A 24,180-nucleotide genomic window follows, 5' to 3' on the forward strand; every position below is an offset into this window, starting at 1 on the left:
ATATGAGCAAGAAAATGTATATATATATAGGCGTGTTGCTATTTTTCATAGCTTGTGAAGATAAGGGTGCAGGTCTCTACCTTGGGGTTCCCAAACCACCGGAAGCTGATCCGGAAGAAGAGGTCATGTATAGAAACCCCGTGTTTGAACCGATTTTAGCAGATCCTACCGTCGTGCGGGATCCCCGGACGGGGTTATTCTACGCGTACGGAACAGAAGATAACTGGGGAGATGGCGTCGGGAATCGTGTCGTACCGATTGTCAGTTCAGAAAATCTAACTTCATGGACGTTGGTCGGACAAGCGTTCTCTACAAAACCTAATTGGAAAAATTCAGGTAATATTTGGGCGCCTGATGTGGTTTATATGGACGGGAAATTCGTCATGTATTATTCTTATTCTACTTGGGGCGATGCTAATCCGGGAGTCGGGGTCGCGACGGCTGAGCAGCCTGCAGGGCCATTTACCGATCAGGGGAAGCTTTTTACGAGTAACGAAATAAATGTACCAAATTCTATTGATCCGCATTTCTTTGAAGAAGGGGGGCATCGGTATTTATTTTGGGGAAGTTTTAGCAATGCTGCTACGCAGGGCACGTATGTGGTCGATTTGAGTGATGATGGTCTGAGCGTACCTGATTTATCGCAAAAGACAAAGATAGCCGCTGGTGATTTTGAAGCGGTCATGATTCATAAGCGAGAAGATTATTATTACTTCTTTGGTTCTAAGGGGAGTTGTTGTGAAGGAGCCAATAGCCAATATCGGGTATTGGTAGCCCGTTCAACAAACCTAAAAGGACCTTATCTCGATAGAGATGGGCATGACATCTCGGAGCGTGGTCGAGGTACGATATTACTCCAGGGGAGTGAAATATTTGCAGGGCCAGGTCATAATTCCCGTATCATGACCGATGATGAGGGAACCGATTGGTTGCTTTATCACGGTATAGACAGGGCTCAAGGAACAGTTTCTAGCGGCGCTACTAGACGCCCGCTCATGCTGGATAAAATTGAATGGCGAGACGGTTGGCCGTCGATAGGAGGCGCCATACCGAGCGCAATGCGGACAAAGGCTCCCGTTTTTAATTGATTCATGGATAGAAAAACGATAAAAGACTGTCAACGACCCGGTATGTTGATCCGGGTTGGTTGATGGCCTAGCTCTCTAAAGCCCCCTCAAAATCAGCAATAAGATCATCGATATGCTCGATACCTACCGAAATGCGTAGCAGCCCTTTGCTGAAAGATAACTGGTTTCCTTTTTTCTCTGCTTGATGTGCACCCCACATGCTGGCAGGGTGGGTTATCAAGGATTCTACCCCACCTAAGCTGACCGCGTTGTGGAAGTAATTTAATCTATTTAATATCGCTTGCGCTCGTTGGAACTGTTCATCATCATCTTTGCCATCAACCTCGATCGCGAGCATACCGGTGAATCCTTTCATCTGTTTTTTTGCTAACGTATGTTGTGGATGATCATCTAATCCTACATAAACAACTTTCTTTATCGTGGGTTGTTTTTGCAGCCACTGTGCCAAAGTGAGCGCATTTTCATTAATCTGACGAACACGTAATGCGAGTGTTTTCAAACCGCGTAGAAGCAACCAAGAGTCAAACGGACTTAACGATGCTCCCAGTAGAAGCGATCTACGCCAAACTTTCTCGATGTATGCTGCCGAACCACATACCGCGCCGGCTGTAAGGTCGCTATGCCCGCCAAGGTATTTTGTGGCGCTGTGGACAATGATGTCGATACCAAAATCAGCAGGTACTTGGTTGATAGGAGAGGCAAAAGTGTTGTCTATCATAGTCAAAATACCACGTTCCTGACCAAGCTTACCAATATATTCCAAATCGGTAATATCGAGGTTGGGATTGGAGGGTGTCTCCACAAAAATGAGTTTTGTATTGGGCTGTATGGCTGCTTCGAAAGCTTGATTGTCAGTTTGGTCTACTTGCGTTACTTCGATGCCATACTGCAACAGAAAATCACGAATAAACGTTAATGACGCGGCGTAATGCGCGTTCTGAGCGATGATATGGTCACCACTTTTTACCACAGCGAGGATAGCCGTACTGATTGCAGCCATTCCCGTTGCCAATACCAGCGCATCCTCTTTCTTTTCTAATTTCGCGATAAGCGCCGCAGCCTGGCTATTATTGGGATTGCCATGACGATGATAAAACTCGGGCGATTTGGTTGCCGCCGCTGCATGTGTAAAAGAATCTATATCATCAGCGAGATACGTGGATGTTTGAAAGATCGGTGTCACAACCGATTTCGTCGTATTGAAATGTTCACCTTCGTGAATCAAAGAGGTCTCGAGTTTTGCCATAATACAGCAAAGCTACTAAATAATCTAGTGTTTTACTAGGGATTGTTTTTACGCAGTTTCACTATCCCCTTTTTGACCTTAGACGTCACATCCGGAGATTTGACAGCTGTAGAAATCTATTTTTCGCACTATCCCTTATGTCAAATATCCGAAGTGACGAGGTTTTTGGTTCTTTTTTACGGGAAAAAAGAACATATAGATTTCAATAAATGCAACGCATAATCAATACTATTAACGTTGCTCAATGCCAACCTAAGTTGCCCCTTTACTTCTTTTAAATTCGATATCGCAGGATGCGCTTGTACGAAAGCCAGCACTTTTCCAAATTGATCGGATTCAAAATAACTGGATTTTGGATTGTTGACAAAATAACCTTTCAGCGTATTCTTTTTAAAGGAAATCTTCTCGAAACCAATCTGTTTACCCAGCCATTGCAGACGCAACGTATTGAATAGTTCATAAACAGGTTTGGGTATCGTACCAAAACGATCCTCCAGCTCTTTTTCGAATGTCGCTAGCTGTTGTTCATTGTCTAGTTTTCCGATCTCGTTGTAGAGATTGTAGCGCTCTCCGATATTGGTGACATATTCATCTGGAATCATGACCTCGAGATCGGTGTCTATTTGGGTAAAAGTCACATACTTTTTATCCTTTTCATCGGCAAATAGTTTCCCAAATTCGTCTTCTTTTAGTTCCTGGACGGCTTCGTCGAGAATCTTGTTGTACATCTCAAAGCCGATTTCGGCAATAAAACCGGATTGTTCGGCACCCAAAAGGTTTCCGGAGCCACGTATATCCAGATCACGCATCGCGACATTGAAGCCTGATCCTAATTCCGAAAACTCTTCTAAAGCCGAAAGACGCTTATACGCTTCGTTCGTTAATGTGGATAGCGGCGGACTTAATAGATAACAGAAGGCCTTTTTGTTGGAACGTCCTACACGCCCACGCATCTGGTGGAGGTCGCTGAGCCCAAACATGTGCGCATGGTTGATAATAATGGTATTGGCATTTGGAATATCCAGACCCGCTTCGATGATCGTCGTAGCGACCAATACATCAAAGTCGTGGTTGATGAATTTCAGCATGACATCTTCCAGTTCGTCGCCTTCCAATTGCCCATGGGCAATACCTACGCGTGCACCTGGTACCAGCTTTTGAATCATCGCACCCAGCTGAGGTAGATCAGCTACCCTGTTATGAATGAAAAATACTTGTCCGTTTCGCTCAAGTTCGTAGGAAACCGCTTCCTGTATGAGTGTTTCGTTAAACACATGGAGCTCTGTTTGTACGGGCTGTCTATTGGGAGGTGGTGTGGAGATTATGCTTAAATCACGCGCACCCATTAGCGAAAAATGCAGGGTACGCGGAATAGGGGTCGCGGTTAAGGTTAATGAATCTACATTTTCCCGCATCACTTTGAGCTTCTCTTTGACGGAGACACCAAACTTTTGTTCCTCGTCAATAATCATCAATCCTAAATCTTTAAACTTAACGTCTTTACTGACCAATCGGTGCGTGCCGATGATAATGTCTATTTTACCTTCTGCCAGGCGGGATAATGTATCTTTAATCTGTTTCGAGGATTTGAATCGGTTGATATAGTCAATATTCGCCGGCAATCCTTTTAGACGTTCACTGAACGTACGATAATGTTGCAGAGCTAATATCGTCGTTGGAACCAACACGGCGACCTGTTTGCTGTCCGCTACAGCTTTGAAAGCTGCCCGGATAGCAACCTCCGTTTTTCCGAAGCCTACATCCCCACATACCAATCGATCCATCGGATGAGGTGATTCCATATCCCGCTTGACATCGTTGGTTGCCTTTTCTTGATCTGGTGTATCTTCGTAAATAAAAGATGCTTCGAGCTCGTTTTGTAAGTAAGTATCGGGACTGAATGCATTTCCCGTTTGGGCTTTCCGCTTAGCGTATAGTTTAATAAGGTCGCGCGCAATGTCTTTGACCTTTTTCTTGGTTGTCTTTTTCAGCTTGTCCCAGGCATCTGTTCCAAGTTTATTCATTTTAGGAACAGTGCCTTCCTTGCCGGAATATTTAGATATACGGTTTAGGGAGTTGATATTGACATAGAGCAGGTCGTTGTCCGCATAGACCAAACGAATCATTTCCTGTGTCTTACCATTGACTTCTACCTTTTCCAGCCCGGCGTATTTACCCACGCCGTGGTCGATATGTGTGATGTAATCACCCGGTTTCAGGTCGCGCAGTTCTTTCAGCGTAATCGCCTGTGAACGTTCATAACCTTTTTTACGTTTGTATTTATAGTAGCGATCAAAAATTTGGTGATCCGTGTAACAAGCGAATTTTTGCTCATCATCACGAAAACCCTCCCGTAGCGCACGGTGTACGGGAATGAAAGTGACCGATTTGTCAATATCTTCCAGGATAGTGAAAATCCGTTCGATTTGTTTTGTAGAGTCTGAAAAGATCAGGTTTTGTATACGATGTTTTTCATTCTCTTTAAAATTATGGATAAGCAGGTTAAAATCTTTGTTGAACGAGGGCTGTGGATGCGTATCAAATAACAGGGTTTCATCTGCTTTGTAATAAAATTGCTTACCAAATTCGATGTTGGGGAAGTCGAAAAGCATTTCTCCAAAAGAACGATCAGTCGTGAAGGTAACTCTTGGATCTACCCATTCACTATTGGCTTTAATATCCTTCTCGGGCAATGCTTTCCAGAATTCCGAAGCTTTTTTGTAACCATCTTTCAAGATATCTAGCGTGAACTGTACGTCTTTTAGCCAGATAACACTATCGCGGTCGATATATTCCAATAAGGAGATATGATTGTTGGACAGGAATTTAGCCTGCACATTGGGTACAATAGTTACCGTATGTATCTTACTCACCGATAGTTGTGTTTCCACATCAAACGTACGGATACTTTCTATATCATCACCAAAGAACTCAATCCGATAGGGAAGGTCGTTGGAAAAGGAAAAAATATCGACAATTCCTCCTCGGATGGCAAATTGTCCAGGTTCATATACGAAATCTACACGCTCAAAATCATATTCATAAAGAAATTCATTGATGAAATCAATGCTCAGTTTACTCTGCTGCGTGATGCTGAGGGTGTTTTTTTCCAGATCATCCCGATTAATAACTTTTTCAGCAATAGCTTCCGGATAGGTGACGAGCATTTTAGGTAATTCCGAAGTATGGTTTAGTGCGCTTAGTGCCTCTGCACGTTGCAATACATGGGAAGCGTCTGTTTGTGTAAATTCAAATGCCTTACGAAACGAGGCCGGAAAAAACAAAATTTGTTTGTCTAGCACACTTTCCAAATCACTTAAAAAATAGGAGGCTTCTTCGTGTGTGGGTAAGATAAAAATGAAAGGTCTTTCTTGCAATATATAAGCCGCCGCTGCTGTTACCGCATCGGATGAACCAATGAGTCCTTTCAGGTGAACCTTCGGATTCTTTGCCTGTATACTTTTAACCAGTGATTTTACTTTATCGCTTTGCGCGTACTTATCGAGAATTTCTTGTATACCCACGTAATGCCAGATCTTGTTTTTGCAAAAATAGTAAATTCTACACCAAACTATACTCCATCGCAAAGTTCATCATTTCCTCCATATCTTTCTGTAAATCGAACTGCAGATCCTCATGCAGTTTATCGAATTTATTGATGGTGGTTTTGATACGTGCTCTTACATAATCATGCAGCTTGGAAGCACTATGCACACCAGATTTTTCAAAAAGACGTGGAAATCGACGGAAAGCCTCATTTAGGATATAGATGCGACAATCGACTTCGCTGTATTTGTCTTTTGTGATCTTTTCGTGTTCGTTAACTATGCCGCTGGCTTGTCGGATAAGACTTTGAAGTTCCTTGTAGTTGCTATAAACAGGGATATTCTTGACGGAATTTCTGCCTTTGGCAAAGAGGGTTGCTAATCCTTCTTTGAGTTTCTCGATACGATCTTCCAGATCAATCTGGTCTTCTAATAGCTGAAAATGTAATTGCTTCATCAACATCTTGTCTTTACCAACTAGACGGACGAGTAACTTGTCTTTTTCCTTTTGTGGAAGATTTAAAACCGCTTCCTTTAATTCGGGTTGCTTGTGTAACGACATGAGGTGAAGTTAAAAAGAATTTTTAACTCTTTGACTTCAAACCTATATTCAGTAAAAAACACCATTAAAACCTGTAATTATACCATTGTTTGTGGAAATATCGCTATATCTTTGTATATGGTTTTAAAAATTCCTGTCATAGAGCAATGTACCGTTTCCGGAGATATGCAGCAAGGCATTATGGTGGAGGATTTGGCGGGTTATTTAGCCCGAAATAAAAACTTGATTTTTCCGCATCGCCATAATTTCTACCATTTGCTGCTCTTTACAAAAGGGGGAGGAAAACATACCATCGATTTTGAAACTTTCGATATCGTACCTTGGCAGATTTATTTTATGTCGCCCGGACAAATCCATTCCTGGTCTTTCGAAGGGGAAATGGATGGCTATGTCGTTAATTTCGATAAGGACTTCTTTAAAACCTTTTTACTTCGTCCGGATTATCTCGGATCTTTTTCTTTTTTCTCCGGATTCGTGCGGGATGAGGTATTTACGGTGAAGGAGGCGGAACGTGAAGTGATTGTAGATACATTCAAACGTTTACGAACGTATGTTCGCGATGTGGATTTTGCCCACATTTCGTTGTTATATATTTTCCATCTGCTGGAAAAGCAACGCGATCTGCCTAGTCCGTTACAAGAGGATATATATAATCGTACTTTGTTGCGTAACTTCTTGAACTTGATAGAATTAAATTATCGATCGCTGCGCCTGCCTAAAGATTATGCGGCATTACTGTATATCACGCCGAATCACCTCAATGCCTTGTGCCAAGAAGTGTTGGGTTCGTCTGCTGGTGAGATTATTCGAAACCGGGTGCTTCTGGAGGCAAAGCGTTTACTGGTGATTAAAGATTATGCTATAGCGGAGATTGCCTACGAACTCAATTTTAACGATAATTCTTACTTTACAAAGTTCTTTAAAAAAGGGGAAGGAGTAACACCGGAAGAATTTAGGAAAAAGCATACTTAATTAGTGTATACATGGAAAATAACAACGCATATACCATTAGCAAGTTTAAAGCGGCAACACAATGTAGATGCCCCCGATGCCGAACAGGGAAAATTTTTGAAGGAGGTATGTTTCGCTTGAAAGGACAGAAAATGAATAAGAACTGTCCGCATTGCGGATTGAAGTTTGAAATGGAACCCGGATTTTTCTATGTGGCTATGTTCGTTAGTTACGCGCTTAACGTCGCAGAATTTGTGACTGTTTGCATTGCTGTATCTGTACTATCTGGAGGTTCGGAATCACCTTGGCTTTATTTAACGGCATGTTTGTTAACAGCAGTTATATTCGCTGGAGTTAACTTCAGATATTCCCGGATTATACAATTATATTGGCTGACTCCCAATCTACGTTTCAACGAGAAATATTATGGAGAGGCTTATAAGAAACAGTAATAGTGCGAGAGGCAATTGGATTGCTCCTCGCACTATTGCCTTATCCAATCGGATTTTCCTTTAAGTACTTTTCCCAAGCCCATGCCGACGCCATCATCTCATCAATACCCAATTCTGCTTTCCAGCCCAATTGGTTGGCAGACTTTGTGACATCTCCCCATACCTTGATAATATCGCCTTCGCGACGAGGACCTACTACATAATTAAGCTTCTGTCCGGAAGCCTTTTCAAATGCTGCAATAGCTTCCAATACGGAGTAGCCGTTTCCAGTACCAACATTGAACACATCGTATTTGCCATTGGGATTTCCTTTTTCCAATAAACGGATGGCGGCTACGTGTGCTTTAGCCAAATCAACCACGTGGATATAATCGCGGATGCAAGAACCATCAGGCGTGTCATAGTCGCCGCCAAAGACGGTTAGTTTTTCCCGTTTGCCAATTGCCGTCTGGGTGATGAAAGGCAGGAGATTCTGTGGGACGCCGATAGGGAGCTCGCCGATCATTGCAGATGCATGCGCTCCGACCGGGTTGAAATAACGCAATGCGATAATATTATAATTGCCATAAGCGCTGGATGTCTCTTCCAATATCTCCTCTGCAATTTGTTTGGTATTTCCATAAGGCGAAGCTGCCTTTTTTACCGGAGCAGATTCTGTCACCGGTAGTGTATCTGGCTCACCATATACTGTGCAGCTGGAAGAAAATACAAAGTTGATATTCTTGCCTTGGTAGGCGTTCAGGAGGTTAATTAACGAGAAGAAATTGTTATGGTAATATTTCAGTGGTTTCTCTACGGATTCTCCGACGGCTTTCGAGGCAGCAAAATGAATAATGCCGGTAATATCCGGATTCTCTTGAACAAAGGTTTTGACTTTAGCTTCATCACATAAATCAAACTGATGAAATTCCGGTCGGATACCAATAATTTCCGCTATCTGATCCAGAATTTGGATATTCGAGTTGGATAAGTTGTCGATAATAACCGGTGTATAGCCCGCGTTGTGTAATTCTACTACCGTGTGGGAACCGATATACCCAGTTCCGCCGGTGACTAAGATTTTGCTCATTGGTCTTGATTATAATATGTGAAATTCTTTTGTTTTAACTCTTCTGAGGGCAATTGCTTATAGTAATTTAGGGTTTGGAGCAGACCCTCTTTACGATTCACTGCCGGGTTCCAGTTCAAAATCCGATTTGCTTTCCCGATATCTGGACGCCGCTGCTTCGGGTCATCTATGGGCAAGGATACGTAACGGATTTTAGATTGGTTCCCTGTTAAGGCGATGATTTCCCTAGCCATATCGTTTATGGTCAGTTCATCCGGATTTCCAATGTTCATAGGTTGCGTATAATCGGAGAGCAATAACCGAAATATTCCTTCGATTTGATCCAATACATAACAAAAAGAACGGGTCTGGCTTCCGTCTCCGAAAACAGTGAGGTCTTCGCCACGTAAGGCTTGGGCAATAAAAGTGGGCAATGCTCGTCCATCGTTTAAGCGCATACGAGGGCCATATGTGTTGAAAATGCGGACGATGCGCGTGTCTAGCCCGTGAACGTTGTGGTAAGCCATGGTCATGGCTTCTTGAAAGCGTTTAGCTTCATCGTATACACCCCGAGGGCCTACGGGATTGACGTTCCCCCAATATTCTTCCGGTTGTGGCGAAACTAAAGGATCACCATAGACTTCCGAAGTCGACGCAACCAAAATACGGGCGCATTTGCTTTTTGCCAATCCTAAAAGATTGTGTGTGCCCAACGACCCTACTTTCAACGTCTGAATCGGAATCCGTAGATAATCCACCGGGCTTGCGGGAGAGGCAAAGTGGAGGATATAATCCAATTTTCCCGGAACGTGTACAAATTTAGAAACATCATGGTGATAAAAGTCGAAATTGGGCAGTTTGAATAGATGTTCAATATTGCGGAGATCACCTGTAATCATATTGTCCATCCCGATAACATGGAAGTCTTCGGCAATAAAGCGATCACATAAATGCGAACCTAAAAAACCTGCTGCGCCCGTTATGAGTATACGTTTCTTTTCTTGTTTATCCACGAACCGTTATAATGAATAAAGTTTAATATCTTTGACGAATATAAGCATATTTTTATCAACATGCGTCTTCTCTACGACATAGGAATAGGCCTTTACACCATCCTGTTACGCTTGATCTCGCCATTTCACAGAAAGGCCAGATTATGGGTGGAGGGTCGTAAAGAGCTATTCGGCAGTATCAAACAAACGATTGAAAAGGACGTTAAACCGATATGGTTCCATTTTGCTTCGTTGGGTGAATTTGAACAGGGAAGATCGGTCATGGAAGCCATCAAAAAAAAATATCCGAATGAAAAAATAATCATTACTTTTTTTTCACCGTCGGGGTATGAAATCCGAAAGAATACACCTTTAGCAGACTATGTGTTCTATCTCCCTACCGATACGGCAAATCATGCCTGTAAGTTTTTGAATATCGTACAGCCTAAATTTGCGGTGTTTACGAAATACGAATATTGGTATCATTATTTTCGGGAACTTAAAAAACGGAATATCCCTTTATTCGTTATCTCAGCTATTTTTCGGGAGGAACAAGTGTTTTTTAAATGGTATGGCGGATTCTTTCGCGGAATATTGAAACAGGTTAATTTTTTCTTTACCCAGAATACGGACTCGGTGCTTTGGTTGCGGGCTATTCGTATCAGACAAGCAGGGCTTGCTGGGGATACACGCTTCGATCGGGTAGTGGAATTGCCTAAGCAGCGCCGTATCCTACCGGAAGTGGAACAGTTTCTGGGAGAACATGTGCAAGTATTGGTCGCTGGGAGTACTTGGGCGCCTGACGAACGCTTACTTGCCGAATTATTGGCAGCGCAAAAAGGCTGGAAAATGATCCTGGCGCCACACGAAATTCACCAAACCCATTTACAGGAGATTAAACAACTGTTTCCCGATGCGTTATTTTTCTCCCATTTTGCCAAATACACGACGGTTGAAATAAAAAATGCTTCAATTCTGATTATCGATAATATCGGGATGTTATCGTCTTTGTACGGTTATGGGCAACTGGCCTATATAGGCGGGGGCTTTGGTGTGGGGATCCACAATACATTGGAAGCTGCGACCTACGGTATACCGGTTGTTTTCGGACCGAATTATGCGCGTTTCCAAGAAGCGGTGGATCTTATGGAACTGGGGAGTGCATTCAGTGTGGGAAATGCTAAAGAATTGCAGGTGGTTGCACAGGCGTTGTCCGATGAAGAGAAGAGAACTATTGCCGGAGAGACGGCTCGGAAGTATGTGCAGGAAAAGGCGGGCGCTACGCAGATTATTATGAAATATCTGGAGACGGAGGGGTTGGCCGGACAAGACGCTGTAGTATGAAAAGAAACCTACCTGTGGAATGCAGGCAGGTGCTCTCGTCAATTAAGACTTATCTAATAGATGAAAATTAAAGACGTTAGTAGTAGCTATATTGTCTGACTCCTGCTACGTACCTAGCGAGTCGCATCACTTGGTGTACATATCCGTATTCGTTGTCATACCAGACATAAATAACAACATTTCTACCATTTGAAGAAACAATCGTGGCCGGCGCATCGATGACGGCGGCTGCCGTAGTTCCTATAATGTCGGAAGAAACTAGATCGCGATTGTTCTCATATTTAATCTGTTCAACCAAGCTTCCTTTTAAGGCGGCATTTAATAATATATTATCCAATTCTTGTCTAGTACATTTTTGCTGTAATTCCAATTGCAAAATGGCAAGAGATCCGTTAGGAATCGGTACCCGGACAGCATTGGAAGTTAGTTTTCCTGAGAGTGACGGTAGCACTCTTGAAACAGCGACACCTGCTCCTGTCTCCGTAATAACCATGTTGAGTCCCGCTGCACGTCCTCGCCGCTCTTTCTTATGCATATTATCGACGAGATTCTGATCATTAGTATACGCATGTATGGTTTCTACATGGCCGGTGGCTATTCCAAAAGCATTATCAATTATAGATAAAACTGGGGTTATAGCGTTGGTTGTGCAGGAGGCTGCGGAACATATTTTTATATCTGTAGGCGAAACGGTATGTTCGTTAATTCCGTAAACGATATCAGGTAGGTCTTTTCCTGGAGCGGTAAGTAGTACTTGGGTAATTCCCTTCGCACGTAGATGGCGCTCCAAATCTATTTTTTTTCTAAATGCTCCTGTGTTATCAATCAGGAGTGCATTTTCGATCCCGTAAATAGTATAGTCTACATCTTCTGGCGCACTTGAAGATATGAAATAGATGGTCATGCCATTGATGATGAGTGCGCTATTTTCCCAGTCAGTTTCAATAGTCCCCTCAAAGTCGCCGTGGATAGAGTCGCGTTTTAGTAAATTGGCTCTTTTTTGTAGACTAAAGAGGTCAACTTCTTCTCGCACGACAACGGCACGAAGCCGGAGTTGATTACCATCAGCAGTAGTGTTTATTAATTCTTTTGCCAATAATCTTCCAATTCGTCCAAAACCATACAGTACAACGTCTTTAGCTTTGAAACCTTGATGATGCACAACGGAAGCCAATTGTTTACGAACAAAGTAAGATATCGAATCATCTTGACTTGCTTGTTTGTTAAAATGAACTGCGAGCGTTCCGATGTCTATCTTGGAAGGCGGCAGATTCATTTCCTGAATCGCGATAGCTATTTCGGTGGTAGCGAAAACAGTCACTTCCGTACTGTATAGGGTCGATATGTGTCTGTGCAGGTGGAGAATAGAGCCGGGACGTTGATGTAGGATTTGATTCCGGAATAAAACGAGTTCAACACCTTCGTTGATCCACATATTGCTGACGATCTCAGCGAGACGAGCTGCAGCATTTTGCTGTTGTTGATAACTTTTGATTTCTTCTTCAAAAGGGACTATTGGTACCATAATTTTTGTTATACATGATTACGGTACAAACATATTAAATACTAGGTGAAAATTGATGTTATTTTACTGTATTTGTAAATATTAGACAAAATAGGTTAATGATTTTGCTGGATTTGTAAAAATAAGCCTGAAAATTAATAATTTTTAATTTTGTTTCTTCGTCCATAACATAGACTTACTGGACGATAAAAAGTTCCGACGCAATATAATCAGCAAGGAGTTTTCCTTTCACCGTGAGTGTAAGATAGCGTTTTTGGATAAGTTCTACCTCCTGCTGGTCTATGAAGTATTGTATGTGCGATACGAGATATTGTTTACTGTCTGTCCCAAAGTCCCGTACTATTTTCTCCAGATCAATACCCCACATCGTTCGCAGAGAAGTCATGATATATTCGTTGAACTGATCTTCCCGAGATAGGTTTTCCGTTTCGAAAACGGGTTTTCCGATGGCTATCCCTTCCATATAGCGGGTGTTGTTTGCGATGTTCCAGCTTCTCGATTTTCCATTAAATGAGTGTGCCGATGGACCGATACCAAGATAATGCCTGCCTTGCCAATAAGCGGTATTGTGTTTGGCGTATTGTTCATTTTTGGCAAAGTTCGATATTTCATAATGCGCAAATCCATTTTTGGTCAAGGTATCGATAAGCATGTTCATTTGTTCAGCACTTTGTGTTTCTTGCATGGGAGGGGTTTTTCCGTTGCGAATGAAGTGTGCCAGTGCCGTTTTCTGCTCTACAGTCATCGCGTAAGACGAGATATGAGGGATATTAAATGTAAGCAGCTTCTCCATATTGGACCGCCATTTCGCATTTGTCAACAACGGATAGCCATAGATAAGGTCGGCAGTGATGTTTTCAAAGCCCGCATCTTGTACTCGTTTGATGGATGCTTCGGCTTCTGAAGCATGATGTGCCCTATTCATCCAACGTAAATCTTCTTCATAAAAGGATTGTATACCGATGCTAAAACGGTTGATAGGGGTATGCCGTAGCGCTTGTACTTTTGCTTTATCCAAATCATCGGGGTTCGCTTCCAAGGTGATTTCAGCGTCGTTGGCTATTTCGAAATGTGTTGCAACGTTGCCTATAAGGTGCTCGATTTCTTCCGCCGTTAGCAAAGAAGGTGTGCCTCCCCCAAAATAAATGGATCTTATGGTTTTGTCCGTCAAATATTGCGCACGTAACGCTACTTCCTTTTGTAAGGCTAGTATCATCTCTTCCTTATATTGCAGCGATGTGCTGAAATGGAAGTCACAATAATGACAAGCTTGTTTACAAAATGGGATATGGAAGTAGATCATATTTATCTATTCCAGCTATTATCCGCGGATTCAATATCCGCTAATCGTAACGACGGATCAATCTGCACCTTTACAGCTTTCTTCGTAATCGGCAACGTATAACTCGGTTTTGTCCAGAACCAATCTTCCAATACGGTGCGTTGTGCACCATCATATATGGAGAAGGATTCTGCGGGTTTTTCACCACGCATTTCGCGTAACGGAATATAGAAGAGTTCCTTTGTGCCATCTTCGTATTCCACCAACAGGTCAATGGGCATGGCGAGATTCGATTTATTCGTCAGTATAATCTCGTTGTCGGTTACATTTTCGATAGCATAGTCGATCGTACGTGTGGTATTCACAAATAGATTGAAATACCATTTTAAGTTGATGTCGGATACTTCTTCAGCTACACGTTTAAAGTCGTTGGGGGTCGGGTGTTTGAATTTCCATAGCTCGTAAAACTTCAAAAACGTTTTATCCAGGTTTTGCTGGCCGATAATATAGCCGAGCTGTTGTGCGAAGACTTGTCCTTTATTGTATGCCTGCTGGCTATAGCCATAGTTCGTGTCATAGTAATCTGCCAGTAAACTCATGGGCTCTTCCTTACCAGATAAAGCCAGTTTGTAGTAAGCTCGATAAGCGTTGATTACCGGGTTGGTATCCAAGCTGCCTCTTTTCTCGAATAAACTTTGAAAACCTAGCTCCTCTATATAACTGGTAAAACCTTCGTCAAACCATTCATCTACCGTTTCATTGATACCAAAAAGGTGTTGATACCAAGAATGGGCGGCTTCATGGAAAATAACACCTACCAAGCTTTGGATATTACGCCCACCGGTCACGAGAGTTGCTGTACCGTATTCCATGCCGCCATCACCTCCTTGAACAATGGTATAGGTAGGCCATGGATACGGACCAAAACGTTCGGCGCAAAAATCAAAAAACTCGGCTGCCAGCCCCTGTGCCGTTTTCCAATTTTCTTTAACTTGCTTGTTGGTTGGGAGGTAGACGGTGTAGACCGAAACACCATCTTTGCTTTTAGTCGAATCGACGACAAACTTTGGGTCGGCTGCCCAAGCGAAATCATGGATGCTCTCCGCTTTGAAATGCCAGGTAGCTTTCCCGTTGGTGGAAACGACTTTTGTTTTTTTGTCATACCCTTTTACTTCTGCTGGATTTTGTAATACGCCGGAGCTTCCGACGATATAATCTTTATGAAGGTGTAGCGTGACATCAAAATTACCAAAGGGAGCGATAAATTCACGGGCTACGTATTCATCTAAATGCCAGCCAAACTCATCGAAGTGCGCCATCTTAGGGTACCATTGTGTCATGGATAAAGCTACGCCTTCTTTGGAATTTCGGCCGCTACGGCGTATTTGTTCTGGAACTTGTGCTTCCCAGCTCATGTCGAAAGAAACTGTTTCTCCGCGTTGGATGGGAGTAGGTAAGGTCACTTCCAGTATGGTGCCGTCCTCTTTGAATGTGGTTGGCTGTCCGTTCATTGTGAGAGATTGTATCCGTTGATAACCGATTTGTTCGGGTGTCAACGGAGCAATTCGGCTTTGAATCTTCGGGTTTTCTATTGTGCCTATATTGCTCGTCATTCGTGCATCGGGATCGGCAATGTTGGATAACCGGTAATCCATCATACTTTCCGGTTGGAATGCGTTAAAATACAGGTGGAAATAGACCTTTCCAAGGGCTTGGTTGGAATTGTTGGTGTATTTTATCGTCATTTTTCCTTGATACTGATAGTTTTTCTCATCGACATCAATATCCATTTTGTAATCGACAGCTTGTTGCCAATATCCTGCCCGTTGTGCAAATAGGATAGTATGGAAAAGCATTAAAAAAGATAGAAGTAGTTTTGTTTTCATTTACATATAATAATATTCGACACCCTCTTGTCGTATTGCGTGGACAAGTGCATGGAGGTCATCGGCTTTTTCAAATAACTTATTGCGCCAATATCGTTTTGTTTTTTTGTCTTTCTTAAAAAAAAACATAATCAGGTTGCCGCCTGATCGAGGCACATTACGTAGGTACTTAATATTGTCCAATGGAAAAGAATCCTCTTGTTGGTTCTTAAATTGTATCACAACCTTTCCTTCTTTTATGATCCATACGGAATCGTTCTTACTCCATTTGGTGCTACAGAAAATCAATAATGGTAAGCTAACCAGCACGACCAGAATCTTAGCGATTTCGGATATAGGAAATCGGGAAGCGATAGCAGTAATCAGGCAGACACCTGCCAGAAGGAGCAGCATATATCGTCCGCGATGTAGCGTCGCTATATGGAAAGACTTGTTGACCATGTCCCAAAAATAAGAAAGAGCGACCATATAGCCACCCTTTTGGTTAAATATCACGAGTTATTTACGGTTTACCCTGCTTCCTTAATCCGTACATATTCCCCTTTCGTATTGATATACAGCACATCCCCTTCCTCGGTTTCATTTACTGCCGCTATGCCGTCATAAAATGGCGTTGCATATTCATATTTAAAAGGGATGACCGTTTTCCCATCTTTGGTGATGTAGCCATACTTGTTGTCCTGGAGGGCCACCACAAGGTCGTCCTCATTTGCCAACAAGAGGTAATCGTATCCTGCTGTAGTCTTTTGTTGCGATTGTATATCCACCACATAATACCGCTCATTCTCCATAATGATCATATGGCTTTCGTCATATTCCATAATGGTTTCAAAAACTGCTGGTAAAATGATTTGGCCGTTTAGATCAATTAATCCCGTTTTACCGTCTTGGGAGAATAAGGCATAGCCCTTTGAAAAGAATGAAATATGGTCATATTGAGCCGGAATGATAACGTGTTGGTTCTGATCCATCATGCCTGTTTTGCCATCTATGGAGAAGAAGATGATCTCCAGTTCGGGATCCAGCGCCAGGTATTCCCATTCGCAGGGAATAACTTCTTGCCCCTCCGTATCAATGATGCCGTATTGGAAATCCGGGTTTGTGACGACTGCATGTGTTCCTATAAATTCATTAATGGACGCGTATTTTGGTGTCACAATGATCTGTTGGTTATCATCCCGGATACCGATAAGGTGGCTTGTCGAATCCTGAAATGCATATAAATCGTATCCTAAAGGCATATCGAAGAAGCTGATGCCATATATATCTTCTTGTAATGTATAGTCTTCGGGAATTTCAAAGAGCGTTGGGTCGAAATCAATTTCCTGCACGGTACTTGCTTCAATGCCAAATCCGAAAGCACCGATATACAGTGCTGCGCCGGGGATGTTTTTGAGATAGGCATATTCTCCCCAGTATAAAGAGGGAAGGCTTTCATTATACCAGATTTCCACTTTTGCGTCTTGTGCGGCAGAAGCATCAAGTTCATCTGTGTCGAACTCCAAAACGGCCAATTTACATGACAAGCCGGCGATAGTCTTGCTGGTGTCTGCGATAAAGCGTAAAGGTAAATCGGCTGTGCTGGTGACGATGATATCATCTTCCGTTTCATGGATGTTCACTTTATCCATCGCATCGGCGGTTTTTGTATAGGCCTGCAGAGAAGGATAGAGCGTATACGAATCAGCTGTGTTACGGTTGGTGATTTGGATTTGGTTGTTTTGAATGATACCCTGTGTTTCTACCCGCATAAAATGTTGATTTACCCAGGCTTGTACTTGTGGCGTGTCATCCTCACCGAATGCTGTAGCCAATGCTGCTAACATGGCAAGCGATCTATCTTCTGCTGTGTCAGCCTGCGCAAGTGTTGCTAAAGAAAGGGCGAGTTTGTAGTCAATTTTAAAAAGTTTCTCTTGTGAAAAAACCGTAGAAAGGGAGAAGCTCAGTAGTAGAGCCAATATACTTCTATACATAGATGTTGTGTAATTAGGCTGCAAAATTGAGAAAAAAACTGCAAAACTTTCTACCTTTGGACGATAATTAGATGTTTGTATGGATAATTTTGATATAAATAGTATAACCGATTTTCACGTTGCGGAACGTTTTATGCGCTACGTTCAGATTGATACAGAATCCGACCCCCATGCAACTTCTTTTCCTTCTACGGAAAAGCAAAAGGATTTAAGCAAACTCTTAGTGTCGGAATTGCGTCAAATGGGTATAACAGATGCGCATCTCGATGAATATGGCTATGTCTACGCTACTATTCCATCGAATGTGGGTCAGGAAGTTCCTGTGATTTGTTTTTGCTCCCATGTGGACACGTCGCCGGATTGTTCGGGAAAAGATGTGAAGCCGCTACTACATGCTGATTATCAGGGTCAAGATATCGCGTTGCCAGATGACCCATCGGTCATTATAAAATTTAGCGAGCATCCCGATTTGAAGCATCAACTAGGCCATGATATTATTACAGCTAGTGGCACTACATTACTCGGGGCAGATGATAAAGCCGGTATAGCCGAGATTATGGATGCTACACGTTTGCTGATGGACTATCCCGAGATAAAGCACGGTGAAATCAAGTTGTTGTTTACACCCGATGAAGAAGTTGGACAAGGTGTCGATCATGTCGATTTGAAGAAATTAGGTGCGCAGTTTGCTTATACGATAGATGGAGAAAAAGCAGGTACTATTGAAGATGAGACTTTTTCGGCAGATGCGGTGCATATTGTTATTCAAGGCATATCTGTGCACCCTGGTTTCGCGAAAGGAAAAATGGTTAGTGCATTGAAAGTGGCGGCGGACATTATTGCGGATTTGCCAAAAGATAGTTTGTCGCCGGAAACAACTGCGGAGGCAGCAGGTTTTATCCATCCAACCGAGATAAGCGGGGGAGTAGACAAAGCGGAAATCAATTTTATAATCAGAGACCACAACACATCCAAATTAGCAGAATACGAAACCATATTGCATCGTATTGTGGAGAACGTGGTCGTACATTATCCGGGTGTGACTTACACATTCGATGTTAAAGAGCAGTATCGGAATATGAAAGAGGTGCTCGACCAGTATCCAGCAATCATGAAGGTAGGTTTGGAGGCCATTAAACGTGCCGGACTTACGCCCGAACGGAGAAGTATACGGGGCGGTACGGATGGTTCGCGGCTTTCATTTATGGGACTGCCCTGTCCAAACGTATTTGCTGGTGGACATGCATTTCATGGTAAAATGGAATGGGTAAGCAAACAAGATATGGAAAAAGCGGTGTTAACCATTCTGCATATTGCTAATATTTGGCAGGAAGACGCGATAGGTGATAAACAGGGGTAAAGCAAAAAAAATAAACTATATAAAGATTGGTCACGGACAACCGATCACAGATTTAAAAATATGGAAAAAAACGAAGTATTAAAAGCCATTTACAGCAGGAGAACGGTAAACCAGAATAGTTTTACCAACGAAGATATTGCTAAAGAAGATATCCTTACTATATTAGAAGCAGCAAATGCTGCACCTACGCATAAGCGTACACAGCCGTGGCGTTTTGTGGTATTTCAAAAGGATGGCTTGAATCGCTTAGGAGCAGAGTTGAGCCGTATTTATAGAGAAACGACGCCTTCCGAAAAATATGCGGAACTGGCGGAACAAAATATGGCGAAGAAAGCGACGATGTCCAATGTGGCGATCGCTATTATTGTGAACTATACGGGTGAGCTTCCTGAATGGGAAGAACTGGCGGCCACGGCCTGTGCAGTGCAAAATATGTGGTTGGCAGCGCATTCGCTCAACATTGGAGGCTACTGGGCCTCTCCGGGGCTTATTCATCATTTGGGATCATTCCTGAATTTGGAAGACAATCAAAAATGTGTCGGGCTTTTCTATATGGGGCATCATAACAATGAACCACGTGAACCCGTAAGATCGCCTATAACCGAGAAGGTGCGTTGGGAAGAGTGATTTTTTCTTTTTTCCCGCAAAAAAGAAACAAAAAGCTCGTCGCTTCGAATGTTTTACATTTAGGATAGTGCTAAAGAGTGTTAGTGCAGTTGTAAAACGTTCGGATGCGACCATCTGTGTTAATTAGGGGTAGTGTAATGCGTAGATGAACGCATTTAATAATAAACAGCAATGATGCGGGCTCAAACGGCCTAGCATTGTTCCGCGGGCAGCTTTACGACGGCTATTCCGTTAAAAACAGAAAGCTGTCTGAGCGAAGCGAGTTCCTTTCTGTTTAGGAATAGACAAGTAAAGGTAGCGGAACCTTGCAAGCCTTGACTTTTTTTGCTTCGTTTTTTGTGTCAAGACAAAAAATGAAGAGGATATAGACAAATAAAGGTAAGGGGACATGAATATTCAGGAAAGGATGGTGCAATATTTGTAATAAACACTAAAAAAGTTATGAAAAAATTATTTTATGTGGCATTAGCAGTATTTGTTTTTTCAGCCTGCACATCGCCGGATAACTCGCAAACAAACTCGGAAGAACGAATAGATTCGTTGGAAGATCAAATGGTATCTAGACCCCTGGAGATGGAAAATCCGGATCCGGCGCATAATTCCCAAAACTCCGTTGATTGGATGGGAACTTATGAGGCCGTTTTGCCTTGTGCCGATTGTCCTGGGATTAAGACCGTATTGGTTCTCCATGAAGATGAAACATTCCAGATAAGTAGTGAATATTTGGAAAGGGACACGAAGTTTGAAGACGAAGGCACCTTTGAATGGCAAAATAATGGATCTATCGTGCATTTGAAAGGAAAAGATACAGACGTTAAGCTTAAAGTAGGCGAAAACAGGCTGTTTCAGTTAGATCAAGAAGGTAAAGAGATCACCGGAGAGTTAGCGGAGCATTATATTTATAAAAAGCAGCTATAATTCGTGTCAAATTTATCTACCCCTCAACTTACATCGACTATGTTATGGCTGATGGCGGTACTGTCTGGTTTGGTGGTGGCTAATAACTATTATAATCAGCCACTTTTGGGACTGATCGCGGCAGATTTCCAGGTAAGCGAAAGTAGTGTGAGTAAAATTGCTGTGTTGACCCAGATAGGATATGCATGTGGATTACTATTTATCGTGCCGTTGGGTGATAAATTATGGAGAAAGAAGTTAATCCTGATAGATTTGGCACTCGTTATTCTGGCCTTGCTGTTTATGGCATATGCCCAACAGCTAACGGGGCTTTTTGTTGCGAGTTTCTTTATTGGAGTTACCTCCGTGATTCCCCAACTATTTGTGCCGATGGCAGCAGAGCTTTCCAGCCCGGAGAAAAAATCGGTCAATATTGGTATGGTCATGTCCGGGCTGCTAATAGGCATATTATTGTCACGTTTCCTCAGCGGTATAGTCGGTGAATTGTGGGGCTGGCGGACGATGTTTGAAATAGCGGCGGGGATGATGATACTAGCTTGGCTGTTGGTCTATCGTTACTTGCCGGAACTACGTCCCAATTTTGAAGGGTCTTATGGCTCGTTGATGCAATCGGTCTGGCAGCTGGCGAAAAACCAGCCTGTCCTGCAATTAGCCTCATTCCGTGGAGCAATGGGGTTTGGTGCCATGTCTGCGGTTTTCACAACACTTGTCTTCCACATGGAAGGAGAACCCTTTTACGCAGGTTCATCCGTAGTAGGAGGATTCGGTTTGATCGGCGCTGTGGGCGCTTTGGCAGCAGCTTTTGTAGGAAGATTAGCACAACGGTTTACCCGATATCAATTGATCTATTATTCGCTATTGATATTATTGTCAAGCTGGATGTTTATCTACTTCGGGGGGAATACCTACTGGGGGTTAATTATAGGTATTATTTTGATTGACCTGGGATTGCAGAGTTCTCATATTATGAATCAATCTGATTTTTTTGCTTTACCTACCAACGCTACTAATCGGTTGAACACGGTTTACATGGTCAGCTATTTTATTGGAGGATCTTTAGGAACCTACCTGGGTGCTGTAGGTTGGCAATACGCCGGTTGGACAGGTGTCTGTTTCGTTGGTACGGTTTTTAGTATTTTAGCTTTTGGCGCACATGTTTTATTAGGGAGGGGGAGATTAAAAAACAATTTTTTAATGAAAAATAAGTAAATTGCAACATGGGATTTGCAACGAAGAAACCAAAACGCTGGGAACTGCGGCAATTGACATGGACATTCATATCGATTGCCATGTTTATTCCTTTTCCAGTGCATATCTTCCCCTTTGTGATGTTATCCCAAGCGAAGAAAAGTAAAATTCGCTCCTGGTATGCTACAGGAATTGCCTTATTGATGGTGGAATTGGCATTGTTTGCCTCATTTGTTTATTTTTTCGGAGCTATATCGCAAGGCATGCTGTTGACGCTTGGAGGATATGTTACTTCTTATATCGTCGGAAATGGTATGCTCTTAAATCGGGCAAAACCTTATTTACAGCGTTTGGAGCTGGGCGAGATGCGTCCGCTGGCTTGGATTCCGACAGCTTCTTCCCGTAATAGATTACAGGAATTACCGCAAGCCACGTTGGATACGCCTCAACTTTTTATCGAGAGATTGCTGCATTGGCGCAAAGCGATTAATAATAGGGCAATACACCAGAATATTGATAAGATTATCCATCTTTTTCACTTGTTGGAGCAACGTGATAAAATGGAAGCGGAAAAATTTCTTGTCCGTCATTCCACGGTGGTGAACGTGTTGATGAAGTATGATGAAATTGAAAATTCAAGACTGAATAACCAAGTGGCGATAGAATCCAAAAAGAAATTGGAAGAGGTTATTGCCAAAGCCGCGATAGCTATCGAACAGGAGGTAACTAATCAGTTTAAAGCGGGTATCTTGGATGTATCGGCCGAAACCGATGTATATATACAGACATTAAAAAATAGAAACCTATTAAAAGATTAACTTATGGCAAATCTGGATCTGACCACATACGATGATAATGGAGAAAACAAAAAAAGCACGGATGTATCCGTAAATTTTTCCGATGAAGACAAGGCAGCGATAAGGCAATATAAAGATAAAATAAACTTAACGTCGACTACCGATGTGATCCAATACGGTGTCGGGAGTCAAACGAAAGTCGGCAATTTTTCGAACGAAATATTGAAACAAGTGCGTACCAAAGATATGGGGGGAGCAGAAGATATTCTATTAAACCTGCGCTCAGACATTAAATCATTTGATGAGAACCTGAACAAAAAACCGTTGATTCCTTTTTTTGATAATCTAAAGAAAAAGGTAAAACGTATGCGTACCGAGTATCAATCGGTGGAGAAAAACATCCATCAGATAGAGCTGAAATTGGAAGGGCATTACAAAAACTTGGCAAAAGACGTCAATATATTCGATAAGCTTTTTGTAGAGAACCAAAACTATTTTAAGGAACTTTCGCTCTATATCGCAGCGGGAGAAGAAAAGTTGCAGGAAGCGCACTCCATTACTTTGCCACAATTAAAGGCCGAAGCAGAGGCTTCTGGCGATCAGCATAAGGTGCAGGCGTATAAAGATATGGAACAGCATGTGGTGCGCTTTGAACGTAAAATCCATGATTTGAAGCTTACGCGCATGGTGGTTCTTCAAACTGCACCGCAAATCAGATTAATACAGAACAACAGTTCCTCCTTGATGGAAAAGATTCAGTCTTCTCTTGTCAATACGATTCCGTTGTGGAAAAATCAGATGGTACTTACATTGGGTATTGCCCATTCACAACGTGCTTTGGAAGCCCAAAAGGCGGTTACAGACGCAACCAATGAATTGTTGAGACGTAATTCAGAGATGCTGAAAGACTCGACCATCAATATTGCCAAAGAAACAGAACGAGGTATTGTTGATATTGAAACGATCAAAAAGGCGAACCAGGACATTGTCTCGACTATAGACCAGGTGCTTCAGATACAACGGGAAGGAAGGGAAAAACGCAAAGTCGTAGAGCAGGAATTACTACAATCTGAAAATGAGTTGAAGACACATATATTGAAATCCGCTACGGACGAGAATAATTTATTAAATTAATCTTCTGTCACTTTTTTTACCTCAAAAAAAGTAACCAAAAAAACTCGTCGCTTCGGATGTTTGAGACAATGGATAGTACTAAGGATGAGTTTCTACATACCTCAAAAATCCGGAGGCGACATTGGATGTTAAGGGAGGGATTGTGCAATGCGTGGCTATGAGCATTCAATATTGCTTCGCGAACAAGCGAGATTAAACGGCCTTGTACTTTTTTGCGGCCATTTTTCAGCAGACTATTCCGTTAAAAACAAAATAATGTTTG

General features: G+C 42.4%; 20 protein-coding genes. 10 read left to right on the forward strand and 10 right to left on the reverse strand.

Features of this window, described 5'->3' with window-relative positions; translation table 11 throughout:
* Positions 1–2: 2 nt before the first annotated feature.
* Positions 3–1,088: a family 43 glycosylhydrolase gene (locus FXV77_RS00940; protein WP_222867681.1), complete on the forward strand. Its 1,086-nt coding sequence runs from the start codon at positions 3–5 to the stop codon at positions 1,086–1,088.
* 67 nt (positions 1,089–1,155) lie between these two features.
* On the opposite strand, the gene FXV77_RS00945 is transcribed toward FXV77_RS00940, so the two are convergent.
* From FXV77_RS00945 to FXV77_RS00955, 3 genes are all read right to left on the reverse strand, one after another.
* A complete protein-coding gene (locus tag FXV77_RS00945; protein ID WP_148917349.1) occupies positions 1,156–2,334 on the reverse strand; it encodes a trans-sulfuration enzyme family protein in 1,179 nt (392 codons plus the stop codon).
* Between the two features lie 176 nt (positions 2,335–2,510).
* Positions 2,511–5,858: a transcription-repair coupling factor gene (gene mfd / locus FXV77_RS00950; protein WP_148917350.1), complete on the reverse strand. Its 3,348-nt coding sequence runs from the start codon at positions 5,856–5,858 to the stop codon at positions 2,511–2,513.
* Positions 5,859–5,895: 37 nt separating this feature from the next.
* A complete protein-coding gene (locus tag FXV77_RS00955) occupies positions 5,896–6,441 on the reverse strand; it encodes a hypothetical protein (RefSeq protein WP_148917351.1) in 546 nt (181 codons plus the stop codon).
* A 117-nt stretch (positions 6,442–6,558) separates the two neighbouring features.
* On the opposite strand from FXV77_RS00955, the gene FXV77_RS00960 reads away from it, so the two are divergent.
* Together FXV77_RS00960 and FXV77_RS00965 are read left to right on the forward strand one after the other, a co-directional pair.
* The gene (locus FXV77_RS00960) at positions 6,559–7,413 is read left to right on the forward strand and encodes a helix-turn-helix domain-containing protein (protein WP_148917352.1); all 855 of its coding nucleotides are present in this window, start codon (positions 6,559–6,561) and stop codon (positions 7,411–7,413) included.
* Between the two features lie 11 nt (positions 7,414–7,424).
* Positions 7,425–7,844 carry a DUF983 domain-containing protein gene (locus FXV77_RS00965; RefSeq protein WP_148917353.1) on the forward strand — a complete coding sequence of 140 codons (420 nt, stop codon included), beginning with the start codon at positions 7,425–7,427 and terminating at the stop codon, positions 7,842–7,844.
* 40 nt (positions 7,845–7,884) lie between these two features.
* Here FXV77_RS00965 and galE read toward each other — a convergent pair whose 3' ends face one another.
* On the reverse strand, positions 7,885–8,913 hold the full coding sequence (gene galE, locus FXV77_RS00970) for a UDP-glucose 4-epimerase GalE (RefSeq protein WP_148917354.1): 1,029 nt from the start codon (positions 8,911–8,913) through the stop codon (positions 7,885–7,887).
* Positions 8,910–9,905, reverse strand: a complete 996-nt coding sequence (locus tag FXV77_RS00975) for a UDP-glucuronic acid decarboxylase family protein (RefSeq protein ID WP_148917355.1) — start codon at positions 9,903–9,905, stop codon at positions 8,910–8,912. The genes galE and FXV77_RS00975 overlap by 4 nt, the downstream gene beginning before the upstream one ends.
* A gap of 60 nt (positions 9,906–9,965) precedes the next feature.
* Between FXV77_RS00975 and FXV77_RS00980 the strand changes: the two genes are divergently transcribed.
* The gene (locus tag FXV77_RS00980; protein WP_148917356.1) at positions 9,966–11,228 is read left to right on the forward strand and encodes a 3-deoxy-D-manno-octulosonic acid transferase; all 1,263 of its coding nucleotides are present in this window, start codon (positions 9,966–9,968) and stop codon (positions 11,226–11,228) included.
* Between the two features lie 76 nt (positions 11,229–11,304).
* Here FXV77_RS00980 and FXV77_RS00985 read toward each other — a convergent pair whose 3' ends face one another.
* The 5 genes from FXV77_RS00985 to FXV77_RS01005 form a co-directional block, all read right to left on the reverse strand.
* Complete coding sequence (locus tag FXV77_RS00985; RefSeq protein WP_148917357.1) at positions 11,305–12,753, reverse strand: glyceraldehyde-3-phosphate dehydrogenase; 1,449 nt, start codon at positions 12,751–12,753, stop codon at positions 11,305–11,307.
* Positions 12,754–12,928: 175 nt separating this feature from the next.
* Positions 12,929–14,056, reverse strand: coding sequence for a radical SAM family heme chaperone HemW (gene hemW / locus FXV77_RS00990; RefSeq protein ID WP_148917358.1), 1,128 nt, complete (start codon positions 14,054–14,056; stop codon positions 12,929–12,931).
* Between the two features lie 2 nt (positions 14,057–14,058).
* Positions 14,059–15,921, reverse strand: coding sequence for a M1 family metallopeptidase (locus FXV77_RS00995; protein ID WP_148917359.1), 1,863 nt, complete (start codon positions 15,919–15,921; stop codon positions 14,059–14,061).
* Positions 15,922–16,416 (reverse strand): hypothetical protein, encoded by a 495-nt coding sequence (locus FXV77_RS01000; protein WP_148917360.1) that lies wholly within the window; start codon positions 16,414–16,416, stop codon positions 15,922–15,924.
* Between the two features lie 14 nt (positions 16,417–16,430).
* Positions 16,431–17,894: a WG repeat-containing protein gene (locus FXV77_RS01005; RefSeq protein WP_148917361.1), complete on the reverse strand. Its 1,464-nt coding sequence runs from the start codon at positions 17,892–17,894 to the stop codon at positions 16,431–16,433.
* Positions 17,895–17,973: 79 nt separating this feature from the next.
* Between FXV77_RS01005 and pepT the strand changes: the two genes are divergently transcribed.
* The 6 genes from pepT (at position 17,974) to FXV77_RS01035 (ending at position 23,918) form a co-directional block, all read left to right on the forward strand.
* A complete protein-coding gene (gene pepT / locus FXV77_RS01010; protein WP_148917362.1) occupies positions 17,974–19,254 on the forward strand; it encodes a peptidase T in 1,281 nt (426 codons plus the stop codon).
* Positions 19,255–19,314: 60 nt separating this feature from the next.
* The gene (locus FXV77_RS01015; RefSeq protein ID WP_148917363.1) at positions 19,315–19,881 is read left to right on the forward strand and encodes a nitroreductase family protein; all 567 of its coding nucleotides are present in this window, start codon (positions 19,315–19,317) and stop codon (positions 19,879–19,881) included.
* A gap of 441 nt (positions 19,882–20,322) precedes the next feature.
* Complete coding sequence (locus FXV77_RS01020) at positions 20,323–20,799, forward strand: copper resistance protein NlpE (protein ID WP_148917364.1); 477 nt, start codon at positions 20,323–20,325, stop codon at positions 20,797–20,799.
* Positions 20,800–20,802: 3 nt separating this feature from the next.
* A complete protein-coding gene (locus FXV77_RS01025) occupies positions 20,803–22,008 on the forward strand; it encodes an MFS transporter (protein WP_148917365.1) in 1,206 nt (401 codons plus the stop codon).
* Positions 22,009–22,016: 8 nt separating this feature from the next.
* Positions 22,017–22,805, forward strand: a complete 789-nt coding sequence (locus FXV77_RS01030; RefSeq protein WP_148917366.1) for a hypothetical protein — start codon at positions 22,017–22,019, stop codon at positions 22,803–22,805.
* A 3-nt stretch (positions 22,806–22,808) separates the two neighbouring features.
* Positions 22,809–23,918 (forward strand): toxic anion resistance protein, encoded by a 1,110-nt coding sequence (locus FXV77_RS01035; RefSeq protein ID WP_148917367.1) that lies wholly within the window; start codon positions 22,809–22,811, stop codon positions 23,916–23,918.
* Positions 23,919–24,180 lie beyond the last annotated feature (262 nt).

It is taken from the genome of Sphingobacterium phlebotomi (assembly GCF_008180195.1).
In the GTDB taxonomy this organism is placed as follows: domain Bacteria; phylum Bacteroidota; class Bacteroidia; order Sphingobacteriales; family Sphingobacteriaceae; genus Sphingobacterium; species Sphingobacterium phlebotomi.

Coding starts and splice junctions, on each gene's coding strand:
- FXV77_RS00940 (WP_222867681.1), top strand. CDS start 3: ATGAGCAAGAAAATGTATATATATATAGGCGTGTTGCTATTTTTCATA.
- FXV77_RS00945 (WP_148917349.1), bottom strand. CDS start 2,334: ATGGCAAAACTCGAGACCTCTTTGATTCACGAAGGTGAACATTTCAAT.
- FXV77_RS00955 (WP_148917351.1), bottom strand. CDS start 6,441: ATGTCGTTACACAAGCAACCCGAATTAAAGGAAGCGGTTTTAAATCTT.
- FXV77_RS00960 (WP_148917352.1), top strand. CDS start 6,559: ATGGTTTTAAAAATTCCTGTCATAGAGCAATGTACCGTTTCCGGAGAT.
- FXV77_RS00965 (WP_148917353.1), top strand. CDS start 7,425: ATGGAAAATAACAACGCATATACCATTAGCAAGTTTAAAGCGGCAACA.
- galE (WP_148917354.1), bottom strand. CDS start 8,913: ATGAGCAAAATCTTAGTCACCGGCGGAACTGGGTATATCGGTTCCCAC.
- FXV77_RS00980 (WP_148917356.1), top strand. CDS start 9,966: ATGCGTCTTCTCTACGACATAGGAATAGGCCTTTACACCATCCTGTTA.
- FXV77_RS00985 (WP_148917357.1), bottom strand. CDS start 12,753: ATGGTACCAATAGTCCCTTTTGAAGAAGAAATCAAAAGTTATCAACAA.
- hemW (WP_148917358.1), bottom strand. CDS start 14,056: ATGATCTACTTCCATATCCCATTTTGTAAACAAGCTTGTCATTATTGT.
- FXV77_RS00995 (WP_148917359.1), bottom strand. CDS start 15,921: ATGAAAACAAAACTACTTCTATCTTTTTTAATGCTTTTCCATACTATC.
- FXV77_RS01005 (WP_148917361.1), bottom strand. CDS start 17,894: ATGTATAGAAGTATATTGGCTCTACTACTGAGCTTCTCCCTTTCTACG.
- pepT (WP_148917362.1), top strand. CDS start 17,974: ATGGATAATTTTGATATAAATAGTATAACCGATTTTCACGTTGCGGAA.
- FXV77_RS01015 (WP_148917363.1), top strand. CDS start 19,315: ATGGAAAAAAACGAAGTATTAAAAGCCATTTACAGCAGGAGAACGGTA.
- FXV77_RS01020 (WP_148917364.1), top strand. CDS start 20,323: ATGAAAAAATTATTTTATGTGGCATTAGCAGTATTTGTTTTTTCAGCC.
- FXV77_RS01030 (WP_148917366.1), top strand. CDS start 22,017: ATGGGATTTGCAACGAAGAAACCAAAACGCTGGGAACTGCGGCAATTG.
- FXV77_RS01035 (WP_148917367.1), top strand. CDS start 22,809: ATGGCAAATCTGGATCTGACCACATACGATGATAATGGAGAAAACAAA.